Source organism: Promicromonospora soli (genome assembly GCF_014653785.1).
Lineage (GTDB): Bacteria > Actinomycetota > Actinomycetes > Actinomycetales > Cellulomonadaceae > Promicromonospora > Promicromonospora soli.
Map to the genome: position 1 here is coordinate 67,735 of NZ_BNAS01000007.1, position 21,080 is coordinate 88,814.

17 protein-coding genes are annotated in these 21,080 nt (G+C 71.7%); 7 read left to right on the plus strand and 10 right to left on the minus strand.

Annotated features, from left to right (window positions below; genetic code table 11):
* Complete coding sequence (gene fdxA / locus IE250_RS20540; RefSeq protein WP_020017584.1) at positions 1-318, minus strand: ferredoxin; 318 nt, start codon at positions 316-318, stop codon at positions 1-3.
* Between the two features lie 137 nt (positions 319-455).
* Between fdxA and IE250_RS20545 the strand changes: the two genes are divergently transcribed.
* On the plus strand, positions 456-755 hold the full coding sequence (locus IE250_RS20545; protein WP_189671175.1) for a hypothetical protein: 300 nt from the start codon (positions 456-458) through the stop codon (positions 753-755).
* Here the strand turns inward: IE250_RS20545 and IE250_RS20550 are convergent.
* Positions 730-927, minus strand: coding sequence for a ferredoxin (locus IE250_RS20550; RefSeq protein ID WP_189671176.1), 198 nt, complete (start codon positions 925-927; stop codon positions 730-732). The two genes, IE250_RS20545 and IE250_RS20550, sit on opposite strands and share 26 nt — an antisense overlap.
* Before the next feature lie 82 nt (positions 928-1,009).
* Complete coding sequence (gene glgP, locus IE250_RS20555; protein ID WP_189671177.1) at positions 1,010-3,595, minus strand: alpha-glucan family phosphorylase; 2,586 nt, start codon at positions 3,593-3,595, stop codon at positions 1,010-1,012.
* A gap of 115 nt (positions 3,596-3,710) precedes the next feature.
* On the opposite strand from glgP, the gene IE250_RS20560 reads away from it, so the two are divergent.
* The 4 genes from IE250_RS20560 (at position 3,711) to glgB (ending at position 11,459) form a co-directional block, all read left to right on the plus strand.
* The gene (locus IE250_RS20560) at positions 3,711-5,816 is read left to right on the plus strand and encodes an alpha-1,4-glucan--maltose-1-phosphate maltosyltransferase (protein WP_189671178.1); all 2,106 of its coding nucleotides are present in this window, start codon (positions 3,711-3,713) and stop codon (positions 5,814-5,816) included.
* A gap of 65 nt (positions 5,817-5,881) precedes the next feature.
* Positions 5,882-7,654, plus strand: coding sequence for a maltose alpha-D-glucosyltransferase (gene treS / locus IE250_RS20565; RefSeq protein WP_189671278.1), 1,773 nt, complete (start codon positions 5,882-5,884; stop codon positions 7,652-7,654).
* Positions 7,651-9,168 carry a maltokinase N-terminal cap-like domain-containing protein gene (locus tag IE250_RS20570; RefSeq protein ID WP_229872637.1) on the plus strand — a complete coding sequence of 506 codons (1,518 nt, stop codon included), beginning with the start codon at positions 7,651-7,653 and terminating at the stop codon, positions 9,166-9,168. Before treS ends, IE250_RS20570 begins: the two co-directional genes overlap by 4 nt.
* 56 nt (positions 9,169-9,224) lie before the next feature.
* Positions 9,225-11,459, plus strand: a complete 2,235-nt coding sequence (gene glgB, locus IE250_RS20575) for a 1,4-alpha-glucan branching protein GlgB (protein WP_189671179.1) — start codon at positions 9,225-9,227, stop codon at positions 11,457-11,459.
* On the opposite strand, the gene IE250_RS20580 is transcribed toward glgB, so the two are convergent.
* The 4 genes from IE250_RS20580 to IE250_RS24905 all read right to left on the minus strand — a co-directional run bounded on the left by IE250_RS20580 (position 11,446) and on the right by IE250_RS24905 (position 15,985).
* Positions 11,446-12,408, minus strand: a complete 963-nt coding sequence (locus IE250_RS20580; RefSeq protein WP_189671180.1) for a tetratricopeptide repeat protein — start codon at positions 12,406-12,408, stop codon at positions 11,446-11,448. The genes glgB and IE250_RS20580 overlap by 14 nt on opposite strands.
* 78 nt (positions 12,409-12,486) lie before the next feature.
* Complete coding sequence (locus IE250_RS20585) at positions 12,487-13,530, minus strand: DUF8094 domain-containing protein (RefSeq protein WP_229872638.1); 1,044 nt, start codon at positions 13,528-13,530, stop codon at positions 12,487-12,489.
* 41 nt (positions 13,531-13,571) lie between these two features.
* Entirely contained in the window at positions 13,572-14,579 is a 1,008-nt protein-coding gene (locus tag IE250_RS20590) for a DUF8094 domain-containing protein (protein ID WP_229872639.1), read from the minus strand.
* Between the two features lie 8 nt (positions 14,580-14,587).
* A complete protein-coding gene (locus tag IE250_RS24905) occupies positions 14,588-15,985 on the minus strand; it encodes a hypothetical protein (protein WP_189671181.1) in 1,398 nt (465 codons plus the stop codon).
* A gap of 339 nt (positions 15,986-16,324) precedes the next feature.
* On the opposite strand from IE250_RS24905, the gene IE250_RS20600 reads away from it, so the two are divergent.
* A complete protein-coding gene (locus IE250_RS20600) occupies positions 16,325-17,884 on the plus strand; it encodes a DivIVA domain-containing protein (protein ID WP_189671182.1) in 1,560 nt (519 codons plus the stop codon).
* A gap of 108 nt (positions 17,885-17,992) precedes the next feature.
* On the opposite strand, the gene IE250_RS20605 is transcribed toward IE250_RS20600, so the two are convergent.
* The 3 genes from IE250_RS20605 to IE250_RS20615 are packed head-to-tail and all read right to left on the minus strand — an operon-like array spanning position 17,993 to position 19,957.
* Entirely contained in the window at positions 17,993-18,820 is an 828-nt protein-coding gene (locus IE250_RS20605) for an alpha/beta fold hydrolase (protein ID WP_189671183.1), read from the minus strand.
* A 42-nt stretch (positions 18,821-18,862) separates the two neighbouring features.
* Entirely contained in the window at positions 18,863-19,633 is a 771-nt protein-coding gene (locus IE250_RS20610) for an alpha/beta hydrolase (protein ID WP_189671184.1), read from the minus strand.
* 24 nt (positions 19,634-19,657) lie between these two features.
* On the minus strand, positions 19,658-19,957 hold the full coding sequence (locus tag IE250_RS20615; protein ID WP_189671185.1) for an Rv1322 family protein: 300 nt from the start codon (positions 19,955-19,957) through the stop codon (positions 19,658-19,660).
* Positions 19,958-20,093: 136 nt separating this feature from the next.
* Between IE250_RS20615 and IE250_RS20620 the strand changes: the two genes are divergently transcribed.
* Positions 20,094-21,074 (plus strand): FKBP-type peptidyl-prolyl cis-trans isomerase, encoded by a 981-nt coding sequence (locus IE250_RS20620; RefSeq protein ID WP_189671186.1) that lies wholly within the window; start codon positions 20,094-20,096, stop codon positions 21,072-21,074.
* Positions 21,075-21,080 lie beyond the last annotated feature (6 nt).

A 21,080-nucleotide genomic window follows, 5' to 3' on the forward strand; every position in this document is an offset into this window, starting at 1 on the left:
TCAGGCCTGGGGCGGGAGGGCCGCGATCATCGGGTCGTCCTTCTCGATGACGCCCATCTTCGCGGCACCGCCGGGCGAGCCCAGGTCGTCGAAGAACTCGACGTTCGCCCGGTAGTAGTCCTTCCACTCATCGGGGACGTCGTCCTCGTAGTAGATGGCCTCCACCGGGCAGACCGGCTCGCACGCGCCACAGTCCACGCACTCGTCCGGGTGGATGTAGAGGGAGCGGCTGCCTTCGTAGATGCAGTCCACGGGACACTCCTCGATGCACGCCCGGTCCTTGACGTCGACGCACGGCTGAGCGATCACGTAGGTCACTTCGGGGTGTCCTTCCACTTCCGGACTGAGGATCATGCAAGAGGCAGACAACAGGGCTGACCCTGCGGCGCGATCCTAGTATCTCCCGGGATGCACCCAGATCCCCACCGGTCTCACGCAGCGGAAGGCGAACAGACGTGACATTCGCTACACCCACCCCCGCCGGGGGGTGGCACGACCTGCGGCCCGGCACCCGGGTGGTGGTCCGACGCCGGCTCCCGCCCGCCGGCCCCGTCGTGTCCGATGGTGGCACGGCGCACCGTTGGACGGACCTGATCGGCTACGTCGTCGAGGTGTCCGACGCCGGCCTGCGGCTGCGCACCGACCCGGTGCCCGGCCGCGGCGAGCCCAAGGAAGTCGACGTGGCGGCCCCCGACATCGAGGCCGCCAAGCCGATCCCCCCGAGACCCGTCAGGCGTTCTGGTCCACCCAGATGACGCCCGTCGGGCACATGCTCATTGCTTCCTGCACGGCGAAGTCGAGCTCCGGGCCCGGACGCTCGTCGAGCAGGATGACCCGGTCGTCGTCGTCCTGGCCGAACACGTCGGGCGCGAGCAGGGCACACTGGCCGGCGCCGCAGCAGGCGTCGCGGTCCACGTTGATCTTCATGAGGTCACTCTCCCTACCGGAGGGGCAGTTCGCCTAATCCAGCCCGGGCGGCTCGCTCCGGACCGGAGCGAGCCCCGCCGGATCAGGCGTTCGCCACCAGGCCGAGCTCCGCCACGCTCGCCAGGTGCTGGTGCTTCGGCACGATCCGGACGGTGTAGCCGAACGGCCCGGAGGTGTCCAGGTCGACCTCCCCGCCGAACGCGTGCCGCCCCGCCTCGTAGGACTCCTTGAGGGCGAGCGACTCGGCGGCGAACTCGTCGATGACGTCGGCCTCCGTGACGCGGCCGTGCACCACCTGCACGTCAACGTCGTCGGGCGACAGGGGCCCGAGCGAGACGTAGGCGCGCACCGCGAGCCGGTCGCCCACCTGCACCGCGTCGCCGATGCCGCCGGACTCCACGTGGTCCACGCGCACCTGCCTCCAGGCCCCCCGTACGTGGGCCTTCCAGCCCGCGAGGTCCTTCGCCGCGGCGTACCCGTCGGCGGCGAGCAGACGGCCGGCCTCGGCTGCCGGGGCGTACAGCCCGTGCACGTACTCCGAGACCATGCGCGTGGCCTGCACCTTCGGGCCGAGCGTGGCCAGCGTGTGCCGCACCATCTCGAGCCAGCGGCCCGGCACGCCGTCGGCGGACCGGTCGTAGAACGCGGGCGCCACCTGGTTCTCCACCAGGTCGTACAGCGCGGCGGCCTCTAGGTCGTCCCGGCGGTCGGCGTCCTGCACTCCGTCGGCCGTGGGGATGCCCCAGCCGTTCTCGCCGTCGTACCACTCGGCCCACCAGCCGTCCTCGATCGAGAGGTTCAGCCCACCGTTCAGCGCGCTCTTCATCCCGGAGGTCCCGGATGCCTCGAGCGGCCGCAGCGGGTTGTTCAGCCAGACGTCGCAGCCCGGGTAGAGCGACTGCGCCATGCCGATGTCGTAGTTCGGCAGGAACACGATCCGGTGCCGCACCTTGGCGTCGTCGGCGAACCGGACCAGCTGCTGGATGAGCCGCTTGCCGGAGTCGTCCGCCGGGTGCGACTTGCCGGCCACGATGAGCTGCACAGGCCGCTCGGGGTGCAGCAGGAGCGCCTTGAGCCGGTCCTGGTCGCGCAGCATCAGCGTGAGCCGCTTGTAGGTGGGCACGCGGCGGGCGAAGCCGATGGTGAGCACGTCGGGCGACAGGATGTCGTCGACCCAGCCGAGCTCGGCCGGGGACGCACCGCGCTCGCGCCAGGACGCGTACACGCGGCGACGGGCCTCGTCCACGAGCTCACCGCGCATCGCGCCGCGCAGAGCCCACAGCTCGGCGTCGGACACCTTGCCCGGGTCGAGCCAGCCCGACGACGCCTCCGGCGCCGTGATCTGGTCCAGCCCCATCCGCTCGGCCTCCACGTCGGCCAGCCGCGGCGCGACCCAGGTGGGCGAGTGCACGCCGTTGGTGACCGACGTGATCGGCACCTCACGCAGGTCGAACCCGGGCCACAGGCCCTCGAACATCTCCCGCGAGACCTGGCCGTGCAGCAGCGAGACGCCGTTCGCCCGGCCGCCGAGCCGCAGGCCCATCACCGCCATGTTGAACACGGTGGGGTCGCCGCCGTCGTAGTCCTCTGCGCCGAGCGCAAGCACGGTCTCCAGGGGCACGCCGTCCATCGTGTTGTCGCCGCCGAAGTACGCGGTGACCAGGTCCTTCGGGAACCGGTCGATACCGGCGGGGACGGGCGTGTGGGTGGTGAAGACCGTCGCGGCGCGCACCGCCTCGTGCGCCTCGCCGATGCTCAGCCCCGACCCGACGAGCTCACGGATCCGCTCCACCCCGAGGAAGCCCGCGTGGCCCTCGTTGGTGTGGTAGACCTCCGGCTGCGGCGCACCGGTGAGGCGCGACCAGGCGCGCAGCGCGCGCACGCCGCCCACGCCGAGCAGCAGCTCCTGCTGCAGGCGGTGCTCCCCGCCGCCACCGTAGAGACGGTCGGTCACCTTGCGGGCCGCCTCGTCGTTCTCCGGCACGTTCGAGTCGAGCAGCAGCAGCGGCACCCGGCCGACGGCGGCGACCCACACGTGCGCATGCAGCGTGCGCCCGGCCGGCAGGTCGAGCGACACGGTGGCGGGCGTGCCGTCCTCCTCCCGCAGGAGCGCGAGCGGCAGACCGTCCGGGTCGAGCAGCGGGTACGTCTCCACCTGCCAGGCGTCGCGGGTGAGCGACTGCCGGAAGTACCCGGCGCCGTACAGCAGGCCGACGCCGACGATGGGCACGCCCATGTCGGAGGCGCTCTTCAGGTGGTCGCCCGCCAGGATGCCGAGGCCGCCCGAGTACTGCGGCAGCACCGAGGTGATGCCGAACTCGGGCGAGAAGTAGGCGATCGCTCCCGGCAGCGCGCCGCCTGTCGTCGCCGCCTGGCCCTGGTACCACCGCGGGTCGCGCAGGTAGTGGTGCAGGTCGTCCGACGCCGCGCGCACGCGGCCCGTGAACGCCTCGTCGGCCGCGAGCGCCGCGAGGCGGTCGGATCCGAGCGCGGCAAGCAGGGCGACGGGGTCGCCTCGTACGTCGGACCAGAGCTCCGGATCGATGCTCGCGAACAGTTCGCGCGTGGGCGCGTGCCAGGACCAACGAAGGTTCTGGGCCAGCTCGTCGAGCGCTGCGAGCTGCTCGGGGAGGACCGTGCGGACGGTAAATCTGCGGATCGCTCTCACCGGAGGAAGACTACGCACATGTACGGGCGAGCACACATCGCCTGATGAGGCGACACTTCGGATCCCCGGCGCGCCCGACGCGCATGTCCCTTGCAGTGGTCGATAGCGTGTTCCAGTGAGCTCGTACACGACGCCCGGCCGGATCGGCCGTATCCCCGTCCTTGAGATCGCCCCTGTCATCGAGGCCGGCCGATGGCCGGCGAAGGCGGCGGTCGGGGAGGTGGTCCCCATCGAGGCGACGGTCTTCCGTGAGGGGCACGACGCCGTCTCCGCCACCGCCGTGCTCGTCGCCCCGGACGGGTCGGACCACTCGTGGGCCCCCATGGCCGACATCGCCCCGGGCCTGGACCGCTTCCGCGGCCTGCTGCAGCCCGACGGCGAGGGCGACTGGTCCTTCCGCGTCGAGGCGTGGTCGGACCCGTACGCCACGTGGACGCACGACGCCGGGATCAAGATCGGCGCGGACATCGACACCGAGCTGATGCTCGCCGAGGGCGTGCGTCTCTTCGACAAGATCAGCCGCCTGGTGCGCGACGACGCGCTGGTCGGCCCGGCCCGGACCACCCGCGACGCACGCGTGCTGACCGCGGCGGCCCGCGCCCTGGCGGACCCCAAGCGCCCGGCCAAGGCCCGGTTCGCGGCCGCGACGGCGCCCGAGGTGGTGGCCGCGCTGCGCCGGGCGCCCTTGCGCGAGCTGGTCTCGGCGTCGGACACCTACCCGCTGCGGGTCTCGCGGCCGCTGGCGCTGGCGGGGTCCTGGTACGAGATGTTCCCCCGCTCGGAGGGGGCGTACCGGAAGAAGAGCGGCAAGTGGGTGTCGGGCACGTTCGCGACGGCGGCGAAGCGGCTGCCGGCGATCGCGGCGATGGGGTTCGACGTCGTCTACCTGACGCCGATCCACCCGATCGGCACCACGTTCCGCAAGGGCCGCAACAACACGCTCGTGGCCGGGCCGGGCGATCCGGGCAGCCCGTACGCGATCGGGTCGAAGCACGGCGGGCACGACGCGATCCATCCCGACCTGGGAACTGAGGCCGACTTCCGGGACTTCGTCTCCGCCGCCCGCGCCGAAGGGCTCGAGGTGGCGATCGACATCGCGCTCAACGCGTCGCCCGACCACCCCTGGATCAAGGAACACCCCGAATGGTTCGTGATCCGTGCCGACGGGTCCATCGCGTACGCGGAGAACCCGCCCAAGAAGTACCAGGACATCTACCCGCTGAGCTTCGACACCGACCCCGAGGGCCTGTACGCGGCGATGCTGGACATCTTCCGCACCTGGATCGACCGGGGCGTCACGCTGTTCCGGATCGACAACCCGCACACCAAGCCGGTGAACTTCTGGGAGTGGCTCCTGGCTCAGGTGCACGCGACGAACCCCGAGGTCATCTTCCTGTCGGAGGCGTTCACCAGGCCGGCGATGATGCAGACGCTGGCCCGGATCGGCTTCCACCAGTCGTACACCTACTTCACCTGGCGCAACACCAAGGAGGAGATCGAGGCGTACCTGGCCGAGGTGAGCGGGCCGCAGGGCTCCGTGCTGCGCCCCTCGTTCTGGCCCACCACCCACGACATCCTGCCGCCCTACCTGACCGACGGCGGCGTCGCGGCGTTCGCGGTGCGGGCGGTGCTGGCCGCCACCGGCTCGCCCACGTGGGGCATCTACTCCGGCTACGAGCTCGTGGAGAGCACGCCGCGGCCCGGCGCCGAGGAGCAGATCGACAACGAGAAGTACGAGTACCGGCCGCGGGACTGGGAGAAGGCGGACGAGTACGGGATCGCGCTCCTGCTCGGCGAGCTGAACGCGATCCGCCGCGCGCACCCCGCGCTCCAGCAGCTGCGCAACCTGACCATCCACCCCACGACGAACGGCCAGGTGGTCGCGTACTCCCGCCGGATCTCGGCCGATCACGCGTCGCGCGCGACAGCGAAGCCGCAGGGCCGCACCATGAGAACAGGGGGTAACGATCGGCGTGCCCCGCGGCACGACGACGTGATCGTGGTCGTGCTGAACCTGGACCCGCGGAACGTACAGGAGTCTGTAGTGGACCTGGACATTTCCGCCCTCGGCCTCAGCGCTCCCGAGGGCGACGAGAACGCCCCGTTCTTCGTGGCACACGACCTGTTGTCCGGCGAGACCTACGGCTGGGGAGCACATCCCTGGGTCAGGCTCGACCCCCAGGTCCAGGTGGCACACATCTTGCAAGTGGGTCCGGCATGACGACGTTCGGGCCGGGCGGCCCCGCCGTCGGACCGGAGGGCTACCCCGATCCGCCGCGCCCCGTGATGCCCAACCCGCCGTCGATCCCCGTGCCCGTCCAGGCGCTGCCGCCGCGGCGGCAGCCGCGCGTGGACGCCCGGCGCAAGGGGCTGTCGACCGACCCGGAGTGGTACAAGAAGGCCGTCTTCTACGAGGTCATGATCCGGTCGTTCTCCGACTCGGCCGACGGCGGGTCGGGCGACCTGCGCGGCCTCGTGGAACGGCTCGACTACCTGGAGTGGCTCGGCGTCGACTGCCTATGGCTGCCGCCGTTCTTCCCGTCGCCGCTGCGCGACGGCGGGTACGACGTCGCGGACTTCACCGCCGTCTCGCCGCAGTTCGGGAGCATGGCCGACTTCAGCGACCTGGTCGCCGCCGCGCACGAGCGCGGCATCCGCGTGGTGATCGACCTGGTCATGAACCACACCAGCGACGCCCACCCGTGGTTCCAGGCCTCACGCGCCGACCCGAACGGCCCGTACGGCGACTTCTACGTGTGGAGCGACGACCCCACGCGCTACGAGGGTGCGCGCATCATCTTCGTGGACACGGAGACGTCGAACTGGACGTTCGACCCGGTCCGGCGGCAGTACTTCTGGCACCGGTTCTTCAGCCACCAGCCGGACCTCAACTTCGACAACCCGCGCGTCGCGGAGGCGATGCTCGACGTCGCGCGGTTCTGGCTGCACCTCGGCGTGGACGGGTTCCGGCTCGACGCCGTGCCGTACCTGTTCGAGGCCGAGGGCACCAACTGCGAGAACCTGCCCGAGACGCACGCCTTCCTGCGCCGCGTGCGGCGCATGATCGACACCGAGTTCCCGGGCCGCATCGTGCTGGCCGAGGCCAACCAGTGGCCGCAGGACGTCGTGGGGTACTTCGGCACGGACGACGAGCCCGAGTGCCACATGTGCTTCCACTTCCCCGTGATGCCTCGGATCTTCTACGCGATCCGCGACCAGCGGGCGCGCCAGCTCCTGGAGATCCTCGCGGACACCCCGGCCATCCCGGCGGCAGGGCAGTGGAGCACGTTCCTGCGCAACCACGACGAGCTCACCCTGGAGATGGTGTCCACCGAGGAGCGCGCCAGCATGTACGGCTGGTACGCCCCCGACCCCCGCATGCGGGCGAACGTCGGCATCCGGCGCCGGCTCGCGCCGTTGCTCGACAACGCCCGCAAGGAGATCGAGCTGGCGAACGCGCTGCTGCTGTCGCTGCCCGGCACCCCCTGCCTGTACTACGGCGACGAGATCGGCATGGGCGACAACATCTGGCTTCCCGACCGGGATGCCGTGCGTACCCCCATGCAGTGGACGCCGGACCGCAACGCCGGCTTCTCCACGGCCGACCCCGGCAAGCTGTACCTGCCGCTCGTCCAGTCGCTGGTGCACCACTACCAGCACACCAACGTGGAGGCGCAGCTCGCGCAGCCCACGTCGCTGCTGCACTGGATGCACAACATGCTGGCGTTCCGGAAGCTGCACCCCACGTTCGGGACGGGGGACTTCACGGCGCTCGACTGCAACGACGAGTCGGTCATCGCGTTCACCCGGACCTCCGCCGACGAGACGCTGCTGGTTGCCGCGAACCTGTCCGCGACGGCGCGGTCGTCCACGATCAAGCTCCCGGGGTACGCCGGCTGGACGCTCACCGACGTGTTCGGCGGGGCGGGGTTCCCGAGCGTCGGGGAGGACGGCATCCTGACGATGACGTGGGGCGCTCGCGACTTCTACTGGCTGGTCCTCGCTCCGCCGAGGCCTACCGGACCGAGCGGCTCGATCGGGCAGGCGAGAGAGGCGTGAGCCCGGCGCGACGCATTCACGTCTCCCCTGGCGCCGCGCACCTCGCCCCAGAGGTGCTGCGGCTGCTGGACAGATGGCTGCCACAGCAGCGGTGGTATCCGGTGCCCACCGACGGCGTGGCGCACGTGCCGTGGCTCACCGTCACGTTCCCGGGCGTGGCCGACGTCGTCGTCGCCCTCCTGCGGCTGGCCGGCCCCGGGCTGGCCGCCGGCGACGAGGCGCTGGTGATCCAGGTCCCGCTGGTCCTGACGCCGACGGCCGAGCCGACGGCCGACACCGCCGACACGGAGGCGGCCGGCCTGATCGGCACGGTGGCGACAGCGTCGGGCACCGTCACGGTGTACGACGGCGGCCTCCACCCGGCCGCCTGGCGCGCCTACCTTGTCACGGCCCTCCCCGACGCATCCGAGCGGGAGAGCTGGGACGAGATGGCCGGTGCGCGGCGGATCTCCGGGGAGCAGTCGAACACCTCGGTCATGCTCCCCTGGCTGCCGCTCGACACCGGGCGGGGCGGGATGCTGAAGATCCTCCGGACCGTCGCGCTGGGGCCGCACCCCGACGTCGTGATCCCCGAGGCCCTGACCCGGGTCGGCTGGGACGGCGTGCCCCGCTTCCTCGGCGCCGTAGGGCTGCCCTCGCCGGACGACGTAGCTTCGCCGGGCAAGAGCGGCGCCGCCGAGCCGCTCGCGCACCTCGCCGTGCTCTCCGAGCTCGTCCCCGACGCGACCGACGGGTTCGAGCTGGCCTGCGCGTACGCCGGGCGGAACGAGGACTTCGGCGAGCAGGCCGCGGAGCTGGGCGCCGTCGTCGCGCACCTGCACGTGGCCCTCCGGCAGGCGCTCGGCCCCGGTCCGGGGCTCGAGCCCGCCGGCTTCATGGGCGTGCTGCGCCGCCGCGCCGCCGAGGCCTTCGCGGACGTCCCCGCCCTGGCGCCGCACCGCGCCGGCGTCGCCGCGCTGTTCGACGCCGTGAGCGCGCGGCTGTCCGCCGTCGCCGAGCGCACCGGGGGTCTCATCCCGCTCCAGCCCATCCACGGCGACCTGCACCTCGGCCAGGCGCTGTACTCGCCGGACGGCTGGAAGGTGCTCGACTTCGAGGGCGAGCCGCAGCGCCCCGTTTCCGAGCGCGTGGCCCCCGACCTCCCCCTGCGCGACGTCGCGGGGATGCTCCGCTCGCTGGACTACGCGGCCGCCGTCGGCCAGGCCACCGACCCGCACTGGACCGCGCACGCCCAGGTCAGCTTCCTCGAGGGGTACCGCCAGGCCAGCGGCGAGGCGCACGGTGGGACGGTGTCGGGCGCGGCTCCCGGGGCCCCCGCGAGGACCCGCAGCGAAGCGAGGACGCCTCGTGGGGTGAAGGTGTCTGGCAGCGAGCTCGACGTGGCCACCGCCGAGCTGCTGCTGCGCGCCCTGACCGTGGACAAGGCGCTCTACGAGGTGGTCTACGAGTTCCGGCACCGCCCCGCGTGGATGCACATCCCGCTGGCCGCCGTGGAGCGGGTGCTCAGCTCGTGACCCGCGCGCGGCGTGACGTGTCGCACACCTCGCACCTGGCATGGAAAGGTAAACCCATGGCAGACCTGCCCCACGTCGACCTCGAGGTTCTGACCGCTATCGCGTCGGGAACCCACCACGATCCGCACCACGTGCTCGGCCCCCACCTGCTCGACGGGCCGTGGACCGTCGTGCGCGCCCTGCGCCCGCTCGCCGACGAGGTGATCATCGTGACGCCGGACAGCGAGATCTCCGCGACGCACCAGGGCGCGGGAGTATTTGCCGCCGTCGTGCCCGCTATCGAGGACCCGGACGGGACCTGGCACACGCCGGACTACCGCATCCGGACCCGGTCCGGGACGGATACCTGGGCATCGGACGACCCGTACCGGTTCCTGCCCACCCTGGGCGAGGTGGACCTGCACCTGATCGGCGAGGGGCGGCACGAGCAGCTCTGGCAGGTGCTCGGCGCCAACCTGCACCGGTACCCGAGCGCGTCCGGCGACATCGCCGGCGTCGCCTTCGCCGTCTGGGCACCGAACGCGCGCGGCGTCCGGCTTGTGGGCGACCACAACGGCTGGGGCGGCACGCACCCCATGCGGTCGCTCGGCGCCGCGGGCGTGTGGGAGCTGTTCGTCCCCGACGTCGGCCCCGGCCTGCGGTACAAGTTCGAGATCCTGGGCGCGGACGGCGTCTGGCGCGCCAAGGCTGACCCCCTCGCCAAGGCGACAGAGCAGCCACCCGCCACGGCGAGCGTCGTGACGACCTCGGAGTACGAGTGGCACGACCGCGCTTGGCTCGCCGCCCGGTCGGCGAGCGACCCGCACTCCGCGCCGCTGAGCGTGTACGAGGTGCACCTGGGTTCCTGGCGTCCCGGCCTCGGCTACCGGGAGCTCGCGGAGCAGCTCACCGCGTACGTCGCGGAGCAGGGCTTCACACACGTTGAGCTCCTGCCCGTGGCGGAGCACCCGTACGGCGGATCCTGGGGCTACCAGGTCACCAGCTACTACGCGCCGACGGCGCGGTTCGGCTCGCCCGACGACTTCCGGTTCCTGGTGGACAGGCTCCACGAGGCCGGGATCGGCATCATCCTCGACTGGGTGCCCGCGCACTTCCCGCGCGACGAGTTCGCCCTTGCCCGGTTCGACGGGACGCCCCTGTACGAGCACCCCGACCCCCGGCGCGGCGAGCAGCAGGACTGGGGCACGCTGATCTTCGACTTCGGACGCCGCGAGGTGCGCAACTTCCTGGTGGCCAACGCGACCTACTGGTTCGAGGAGTTCCACGTCGACGCGCTGCGCGTGGACGCCGTCGCGTCCATGCTCTACCTCGACTACTCCCGCAAGGATGGCGAGTGGACGCCCAACGTGCACGGCGGGCGGGAGAACCTGGAGGCCATCGCGTTCATCCAGGAGGCGAACGCCACCGCCTACCGGCGTTCGCCCGGCGTCATGATGATCGCCGAGGAGTCGACGGCGTTCCCCCAGGTCACGGGCCCGACGTCGAGCGGAGGGCTGGGTTTCGGCCTGAAGTGGAACATGGGCTGGATGAACGACACCCTCCGCTACCTGGCCGAGGACCCGTATAACCGGCGCTACCACCACGGCGAGCTCACGTTCTCGCTCATCTACGCCTTCACCGAGCAGTTCGTGCTGCCGATCAGCCACGACGAGGTGGTGCACGGCAAGAGGTCGCTCCTGCGCAAGATGCCCGGCGACCACTGGCAGCAGCTCGCGGGCGTGCGGTCCTTCCTCGCCTACCAGTGGACGCACCCCGGCAAGCAGCTGCTGTTCATGGGGTGCGAGTTCGCGCAGGACACGGAGTGGTCGGAGGGCGACGGCCTGCCCTGGCACCTGCTCGGCGACGCAGGGCACGCCGGCGTGCAGCACCTGGTCCGGGACCTGAACACGCTCTACCGCGCCACGCCGGCCCTGTGGGAGGTCGACTACGACCCCGCCGGGTTCGAGTGGCTGGAGTCGGACGACGCCGGCCACAACGTACTCGCGTACGTCCGCCGGTCACGCAGCGGCGACCCCGTGGTGGTGGTCGTGAACTTCGCGGGCGTGCCCCACGAGGGATACCGCCTGCCCCTGCCGCTGGTCGAGAATCCCGTGTGGCGCGAGGCGCTGAACACCGACGCCACGGTGTACGGCGGGTCGGGCGTGGGGAACCTGGGCCGCGTGCACGCGGAGCCGGTGCCGCACCACGGCCGCGCGTGGTCGGCCGTGGTGCGGATCCCCCCGCTCGGTGCGCTGGTGCTTGTGCCGGAGCGCGCGGCCGCCGAGCCCCCGCCGCTCGTCAGTAGAGGCTGATCGCCAGGCGCTTGCGCGCCTTGCTCACCCGGGGGTCGGCGGTACCGGCGACCTCGAAGAGCTCCAGCAGGCGCACGCGGATCTTCTCCTTGTCGTCCGCGTCCACCTCGGGGAGCAGGTCGAGCAGGCGCGCGAACGCGTCGTCCACCTTGCCGCCCAGCATGTCCAGGTCGGCGACGGCGAGCGCGGCGTCGACGTCGGACGGCGCGTCCGCGGCGGCCTGGCGCACGGTGGCGAGGTCGGCGTCGTGGGTGCGCTGCATGAGGCGCACCTGCGCGAGGCCGGCCGTGGCGTCCGAGTCCTTCGGGTCCTGGCGCAGCGCCTTGGCGTAGGCCTCCGCGGCCGCGTCGAGGTCGTCGCGCTCGATCGCGTCGTACGCCTCCTGGTGCAGCGGCGGCAGCGGCTGCTCCGCAGCGGCCTCCGGCTCGTCGCTCGCGGGTGCCGCACCAGGGGCCCGGCCCGTGACGCCGTTCTGCTCGGCGGCGGCCAGCACCTGGTCCAGAACGCTGCGGATCTGCTGCTCGTCGGCGGCGCCCTGGAACAGGGGCAGGGGCTGGCCCTGCAGCACCGCGACGACGGTGGGCACACCCTGCACCTGGAACGCTGCCGCGACCTGCGGGGATGCCTGGGCGTCCACGCGGCCCAGCAGGAACCGGCCGGCGTACTCCTCGGCGAGGCGGCCCATCGTGGCGCCGAGCTCCGCGTTCGCCTGGTCGGTCGGGATCCACAGCAGGATCACCACCGGGAAGGTGGACGAGTCGCGGACCAGCGGCTCGAAGTTCGCCTCGCTGACGTCCACCACGAAGCCGCCGGCGGGCGGCGCGCCGCCGGGTTCGCCGGGCGGCGGCGCCTGCGGGCGGTTGAGGGCGGACAGGTCGACGGCGCCGCGCACCGCGAACTCGGGCTGCGCGCTCCGGGCGGGGCCGGGCTGAGGGGTGGCACTGCTCATGGGGGCAATCCTAATGACCGCGGCCGCAATTACTCGTCGGCTCCGCTCTCAGCGAGAATGCCGTCGACGACGCGGTGGTCAGCTGTTCGACACGGCGTAGGGCACCCGGTGGTGGCCCAGCAGGCTGATCGGTTCCGCCGAGCCCGCCGGCGGCACGTAGAGCGCGACGGTGTCCCGGTAGACGATCCGCATGACGTTGGTCCGCTTCGCATCGCCCCAGAGCGCCTTGGCCGACGGGGCGAGCGGGCCAAGCTCCCAGTTCTCCTCGGCGGTGAGGGTCTCCTGGCTCCGCATCGCCGCCAGCACCAGCGCGCCGCCGTCAACAGTGCGGACGGCCTTCACCGGGTCCTTCGTGGGCTGGTACGCGACCTCGAAAGTGCCCTTCCCGTCCTTGTGCTCGATCGCGGCGAGCTGTGTCTCGCCGCTCCGCCGCACCAGCCGGCGCAGGTAGTCGTCGCGGAAGTCGGCGGCGTACTTGGAGTCCTCGTCGACGCTCAGCACCGACGCGTAGCGCTTGATCGCGTCCCTCGGCGTGACCTTGAGGCTCGTGTCATCCTCGGGCACGGCGGCGCTGCCGAGGTTGGCTTCGGCGAACCGCGGCATGGCGATGTCCGGCACCAGGCGCACCCAGCCCCACAGCTTGTACTGACCCCGGGCGCTGTCCTGCTCGAACGCCATGAGCGTCGGCGTGGTCTGGTCGGGCGGCTGCTCCGTGATGGCATAGCTGGTGCGCGGCCACTGCGGGTCCGACGCCGGAACCAGCTGCTGCATCCGCATGGACAGGTCGCTCAGCGCATCCGTGTTGCCACTCGCCGCTACGTCGAGCTCTGCCTCGCGCATCGCGAGTGCGGGACCGGTCAGGCGTGCCGCCAGCGAGCCGGCGTCGCCGGCCTTGGTCGTCCCCTCGACGACCCCCGACACCCGGTCAAGGATCTTGCGCTCCTGCGCCACGCTGACCACGGCCGCGACCGTCGGCGGCTCGGGTGCCGGAGTGGGCGGCTCGACCGTGCAGCCCGTCAGTGCGACGGACGCGAGACCGACCGCGGTCAGGCCGGCGACGGCCCGGCGTCGGGCCGAGGGAAGAGCTCCGGAACGCAGCAAGGGTGGCCGCCGTAGGTTCACGGGGCCACCCTAGCTGCGGGGACGGGCGAGATCGCCGAAAGTCAGTCGTTCGAGACCGAGCTGGGCACGTGCTCGTAGCCGACCAGGCTGATCTGGTCGTTCGAGCCCTCGGGCGGCAGGTACATCGCCACCATGTCCTCGTAGTTGACCTCGACCACGTTGGTCACGTCGGCATCGCCCCAGAGCGCCTGGGTCGTCTTGGTCGGCGGGCCGATCTCGCAGCCGTCCTCCCTGGCGGTGATCGTCTCCTTGCTGATCATCGCCGCGATCACGAGCGCACCGCCGTCGGCGGTACGAACCGCCTTGACCGGGTCCTTCGTGGGCTCGTACGCGACCTCGAAGGCGCCCTTGCACTCTTCCTTGTTGATCGCATCGACCTGGAGCTTGCCGTAGTCCCGGAAGAACTGGCGCAGGTCGTCGTCCGCGAAGTTCTCCGCGTACTTCGATCGCTCGTCGACCGTCAGCACGGACGCGTACTGCGCGATCGCGGTCTCGGGCGACACCTTGAGGCTCTTGTCGTCCGGCGGCACAGCCGGGCTGCCGAGGTCGGCCTCCGCGAACTGGGGCATGGTCACGCCCGGCAGCAGGCGGACCCAGCCCCACAGCTTGTACTGCTCACGGGCCGAGGACTGCTCGAACGCCATGAGCACCGGCGTCGTGAGGTCCTTGGGCTGCACCGTGATGGCGTAGCTGCTGCGCGGCCATTCCTGGTCCGACGGCAGGATCACCTGCTGCATCTCCATCGTCAGGTCCGTCAGCGGCTCTGTGTCCTTACGTGCCGCGGCTACCTGGAGCTGGGTCTCGCGGATCGAGAGCGCGGGCCCGGTCAGCCGGTCCTCGAGCGCCTTGGCCTGTCCGACCTTGGTCACGTCCGCGACGACGCCCGCCACCTTGTCCAGGATCTTGCGCTCCTGCGACTGCGTGACGACCGCCTCGGCGACGGGCGCCTCCGGCTTAGGCGTGGGCAGCTCCTCGGCACAGCCGGCGAGCAGACCTGTGGCGAGCAGGGTTGCTACCACGGCCATGGTGCGGGTCCGTGCGTATCTCATGGGGTGCTTCATCCGTTGTTGTCTCCGTCGTTCCCGGTGACGCCCCAGGTCTGGCGCCACGCGGCAGCTCGGCTGCTCGGCGTCTGCGGCTCCGGCTCGGGCTCAGGTTCGGACGCCGGCACGGCGGGCATCGCGCCCGTCGCGGCCCGGAGCTGTGCCTGCTCGCGCATGCGCATCTCGCGTCGGGTCATCGGTCTGCCCGACGCCGGCGGGGCGGCCGGCGTCTCGGCAGCCGCCGAAGCGGGCTTTGCGGGTGCGCGCTCCGGGGCGCCGCCGCCGAACGGCGTCGGCTGAGCCGGGGTTTGAGCGGGTGCCGCGGGCGCTGCCGCCGCGCCACGGCGGTTGCGCCGCATCCCCCGGATGGACGGCGCAGGGGCGGCCGGTTCGGGTGCAGGAGCCGGCTCGGGCGCCGGTACCGGGGTGATCGGGGCCGCCCCACCGAACGGCGCGGGTGCGCCCCAGGACTGCGTGCGGTCCTGGTCGGGTCGTGACGCGCCCCGCTCGGGCACCCCCGGGGCCGGCATCCCGGGACGCTGGCCCGGCATCCCCGGACGGTGGCCCGGCATCCCGGGAGCGGCCGGCGGGAAGACCGCCGTGCCCTCCTCGGGCGGGTCGCCCAGCGCGGGCGGGAACCCACCGCCGGACTCGGCCGGATACTGGCTCGGCTCGTCGCCGTCCACCCCGAAGGCCGCGCCGCGACGCGGCAGGTCGGAGCCGGACTCACGGGTGCGGACCTCGGACGCCGAACTTCCCTTGCCGGAACCGCGCTTCTTGCCGCGGCGCGAGCCGATGGCCATGAACACGCCGAGGACCAGGGCGAACCCGCCGCCCAGCACGCCCGGCCACAGGTACGGCGTGGCGACGGGACGGGGCCAGGTGAGCTCCAGCGTGGGCGCCTCGGCGCCCTTGCCGACTCCGGCGGCCAGCAGCACGACGCGGCCGGGCTGCTCGGTCCACCTCATGGAGACGACGGTCTCGTCGCTCACCTCGGAGATCCACATGTCGGACCCTGCGGGGTCCGGGCCTGTGGCCGGCTTCTCGGCCGGCTCCGCGGCCTCTTCCTCGTCGGTGGCCGCGCCGGTACCCGGGGCGACGCTCAGCGTCTCCCACGAGGACAGGCCGGTCACCGAGTCGTACGGGTCGTTGCCGACCCAGCCGAGCACATCGACGTCGGAGCCGAGCGCGAGCGTGACCTTCTGTCCCTCGGGGACAGTGGCCCGTACGGTCACCTGGTCGTCGACAAGACCGAGCACTCCGGGCTCGGTCACGACCATGGTTCCGTCACCGCTGGGGGTCGCGGTCGCGACAACAGTGTCGGACTCGCGCAGGACGGTTGCCGTCGCGACCCCATAGCCGATCCCGCCGAGCCCGGCAAGGATCAGGAGAGTCGCCAAAAAGCGTTGCACCACCGATTCCCTTCGAATTTTGGGCGCTAGCCCGTCGATCAGGGTGGGTGCTCCAGCATAGGGACCGAACAAGGAGCGCTGTCCAATGAAGGGTGCGCTTGTGAGGTTCGGCCGGGACTCTCACCCTTCCTTCACTGACGTTCGCCTGAACCGCCACCGCAGCCGAGGGGCCTGGACGGGGCGGGAGTATTCCACGCATTGCGTAGATTGCATCGGGCCACGGAGTATCCACATCAGCACAAGGCACGTATCCTGGGCGCCGGACGAGCCGTATAAGCGGCGTCCCCGGGGGGAGCCTGACCCGCGCCTCACCAAGTTCCGACACTGGAGGTCTGCACCGTGTCCGACGAGCGCTCGCTCTTCCCGACTGCCATGCGCGGATACGACCGCGACCAGGTGCACGCGCATCTGGACCGACTGAACCACGCGCTCGAAGAGGCCCGTAGGCAGGTCGAGGCTTCTGACAGCCGCGCCATGCAGCTGACGCAGGACCTCACCGATGCCAAGCGCAACCTGCGCGAGACCGAGAAGCCCTCGTACGCAGGCCTCGGCTCCCGCATCGAGCTGCTGCTGCGCTCCGCTGAGGACCAGTCGACGGACATCATCAACCAGGCCAACCAGCAGGCCGCCGACATCATGGCACGCGCGAAGCTGTCCGGTGGGCAGGTGCGGTCCCGCGCCGAGTCCGAGGTCGCCGAGATGCTCGCGAGCGCCCGCCGCGAGGCCGAGGAGATCCGCACGACGATGGCTGCGGAGGCGGAGGGCCACCTGCTCGCCGCACAGCGCCGCGCCGAGGAGCTCGTGGGTTCCGCCGAGCGCGAGTCCGCGCAGATCGCCAGCGCGATCGCCGCCGAGGAGAGCGAGCGCCGGGCCAGCCTCGAGCGCGAGCTCGGCACCCTGCGCTCGACTGTCGAGCGCGAGACCACTGAGCTGCGCGTGAACACCGAGCGTGAGGCCGCCGCGCTCCGCGCCAAGGTGCACGCGGAGACCAGCGCACAGCGCGAGACCGCTGAGCGCGACTCGTCCGCGATGCTGACCAGCGCCCGCGCCGAGTCCGAGCAGATCCTGTCCGAGGCGCGTCGCCAGGCCGCCGAGGCGGCCAACGCCGTCACCAGCGAGATGGAGGACCTGCGCGAGCAGGCCCGCGCCGCGCTCGCCCAGGCCGAGCTCGACATCGCGACGCAGAAGGAGGCCGTGGAGCGGGAGCTCGCCGAGCGGCACGAGACGGCGAAGGCCGAGACCGCCAAGCTGGTCAGCACGGCCGAGGAGCACGCAGCAGAAGCCGAGAAGCGGGTCGCGGTGGCCCTCGAGCAGTCGGAGAAGATCCGGTCGGAGTCCGACGTCTACGTGAAGGACCTCGTGGCCGACGCGCGCAAGTCCGCGGACAGGATCGTTGCCGAGGCCCGGGAGTTCGCCGAGCAGACCATCGACGACGCCCGCGCCGAGGCGGAGTCGAGCCGGTCGGCCGCGCAGAACCAGCTCGAGGACCTCACGCGCCAGCACGACTCGATCAACTCCTACCTGGACGAGCTGCGCGGCATGCTCGGTGGGCCGCCCGCCCCGAGCGCCCCGGCTGCGGCGCCCACTCCCACGTCCAAGCCGTCGAGCCTGGCGGGAGCGACCCCCGCGCAGCAGGCGCGCTTCGCGGTGGTCGGCGACGGCACCGAGGCCGAGCCCGAGATCCCCGAGTCAACCGACACGGGATCGATGCCCGCGTCGATCCCGCCGAGCCACCCGACACCCGTGCCGGTCGGCACGGCGACCGTCGTGATCCCGTCGGTCAAGGGCACCAAGGCGAGCACGAAGGCCGGCCAGGCCGCTTCCGACTCGGCCTCCTCCCCCACGGAGAGCGACGACGCCGAGGAGTCCGTCTCCGAGAAGGCCGGCGCCTCCAGCTGATCTGGTGCCGAGATAGAACCAGGGCGAGATAGGACTGGGGCGCAACCAACCGCGTGGTTGGTTGCGCCCCAGTCCTATCTCGCCCTGGTTCTATCTCGGCACAACGGGTCAGTGGTGAGTGATCACCTGCGCGTGCAGCAGGCCCAGGGCCGCGGCGACGGCCTGCGGGTCCTCGACGACGCTCATGTGCCCGACGCCGGGCACGAGCGTGAGCGCGGCGTCGCCGGCGGTGTACCCCGAGGGTGACGCGGCCGCCCTGACCATGTGCTCGGCCTCGGCCAGTGGCGTGATGGAGTCCTCCGCGCCCACCACGACGGCGACCGGCGCGTCGAAGCGCTCGAGCACCGCTGTCCGGTCCGGGCGGGCCGCCATCGCCCGCTCCGCCCACGCGACGCCCGCTGGTGACTGCGCCCGGATCCACGAGTCCAGCACGGGGAAGAGCTGCCGACGGCCCTTGGTGGTCGTGGCGCCCACCAGGGCGGCGGGCATGCCGAGCACGGCGTCCACGGTCTGGCTGGCTTCGGCGGCGGCCGCGACCCGCAGCCGCTTGGCGCGCGCCTCTTCGGTGTCCGCCGTCGACTTGGTGTCCACCAGCCCCAGGCCGGCCACGAACCCCGGGTGGCGCTCGGCCAGGGCGAGCGCCACGTACCCGCCCATCGAGTGCCCCACGACGACGGCGTTGCCCTCGCCCGCCGCGACCATGGTCCGGTACACGGAGTCGGCCGCGTGCTCGATGCTCGGCGGGAACCCGTCCAGGTCGCTGTGCCCGGCACCAGGCAGGTCAACGCCGATCGCGCGGACGCCCGGCGGGAGGTGCTGCGCACAGGTCGCCCACATGCGGTGGTCGAGCGGGAAGCCGTGCAACAGCACGAGCGGCACACCACCGCCGTCGTGCAGGGTGAAGGTCGCCAGGTTCCTGGTGGCTTGAGACGTCATCGTCATCCTCCTGTGGGGGTGTGCTGTGGTCGGTGAGGCCGCTCAGGAAACGCCCAGTGGTCCGTCCCAGTGGGTCGGCAGCGGGAGAGGGTGGTCGGGCAGGACGTGGGCCACGATCTCGTTCAGTGCGCGGGCGACGGCCGGTTCGCCGACCCACAGGTGCTTGGCGCCGTCGACGCCGATCACCTCGGCCTGCGGAACACGTGCGAAGCGGCTGCGGGCCTCGTCGGGCCGGAGGTAGTCGTCGAGCTCGGGGACCAGGACGACGAGGGGCTTGTCGAATGCGGCCCAGCGGTCCAGGTCCTCGTCGGTCGCTCGGTGCAGCGGCGGCGACAGCAGGATCGCCCCCTCGATGCTCGGGTCGGCGCCGTGCTTGAGGACCAGCTCCGTGCCGAACGACCAGCCGACCAGCCAGGGCCGGGGCAGCCCGCGGAACTCGGCCAGCTCGATTGCTGCGGCGACGTCGTACCTCTCGGCGTCGCCGCCGTCGAACGTGCCCTCGCTCGTGCCCCGCGGGGACGAGGTGCCGCGCGTGTTGAACCGCAGCACCGCCAGGTTCGCCAGCGCGGGCAGGCGCCAGGCCGCCTTGCGGTAGAGGTGGGAGTCCATGAAACCGCCGTGCGTGGGCAGCGGGTGGAACGTCAGCAGGCTGGCCGATGGTTCGCTGTCCGCCGGCAGCGCCAGCTCGCCCACGAGGGTGAGGCCGTCGGCGGTGTGCAGCTCGACGTCCTCCCGCTGCGCGGGCAGGACGGTGAGCGAGCGGATCTGGTGCGTCGTCTGGCCGGAGGCCGCTTCAGTGGTCATCCGTTCCATTGTCTCCCCTGACTGCCGGTGGGATCAGCGGAGGTTGGCACGGCGCTGCCAGCAGCTGTTGTGCCAGTGCCGCCGGCCGTCCAGCCCGGCCTCGGGGCCGCCGAGCACGTCCGTCTTCCACGCGACGACGTGCGCCGTGCCCGGCGTGACCTCCTGGCGGCAGGCCGGGCAGATGTAGGTCTTGTCGGACGATCGGATCCGCTGCACCACCCATTCGCCGTCAGCCGCCGACTCGCTGCGGCGTCCGCCCGTCGCTCGTTCTACATCGAGAGGTACATGGTCCGCGGCGTACGGACGCTTGCTGGAGCGGCGATTCGACGGCATGGCATCTATTCTTCCGCAGGGCGGAGCGGATGGCTCGACCGCCCGAACCTGCTCGAAGCCTGGGAGCCCCACTCATTTCCGCCCGCTAGAGTGTGGCGGTCCCCAGCAAGGCTGCAAACCTACCGAAGGACTACTTGTGAAGCACCGCACCACTGCCGGCCTGGCAGCCGTCGCGCTGGCCTCGATCGCGCTCACCGGCTGCGCAAGCAGCGACGACGGCGGCAGCGCTGCCGCATCCGGCGGAAACGTCTGCGAGGTGACCCCGGCCGCCGAGCCGTCGCCCGCGCCGAGCCCGTCCGAGGAGGACGTCAAGGCTGTCGATGCGATCAAGGTCTCGGGCCCGGTCGGCAAGGAGCCGAAGGTGGAGTTCGAGGCGCCGCTGGAGGTCAGCGCTCCGACGTTCCGGGTGGTCGACGAAGGCACCGGCGAGGAGCTCACCGACGGCGCCCAGGTCACGATCAACTACCTGGTGATCGCCGGAAAGGACGGCTCGACGAGCGGTTCCACCTGGAAGACGAAGAAGCCGGAGACGTTCAAGCTCGGCGCGCCGGAGTACGACCTCCTGAACGACCGCCTGATCGGCCAGAAGGTCGGCATGCGCCTTCTCATGGCGAGCACCGCGATGGACCAGACCATCCAGGTCACGATGGTCGAGGTCACCAAGGTGGAGGCGGCCCCGGACGTCCCGACCCGCGCCGAGGGCACCGCGGTGACCCCGGAAGGGGGCCTACCCACCGTCGAGCTCGCCGACGACGGCCAGCCGACCGTCACCATCCCGAAGGACTACAAGGCGCCCACCGACCTGGTGGTCCAGCCCCTCATCGAGGGTGACGGCGCCGAGGTCACCAAGGACCAGACGGTCACCGTCCAGTACGCGGGCTGCCTGCTCGACGGCACGTCGTTCGACTCCTCGTGGAGCCGTGGCGCGCCGACGTCGTTCCCGCTCAGCGGCGTGATCCCCGGCTGGACCAACGGCATCGCCGGCCAGAAGGTCGGCAGCCAGGTGCTGCTCGTCGTCCCGGCCGACCAGGCCTACGGCGAGCAGGAGCAGGGTGGCATCCCCGCGAACTCGACCCTCGTGTTCGTGGTCGACATCCTCGACGCCAAGGCGGCCTGATCCTCA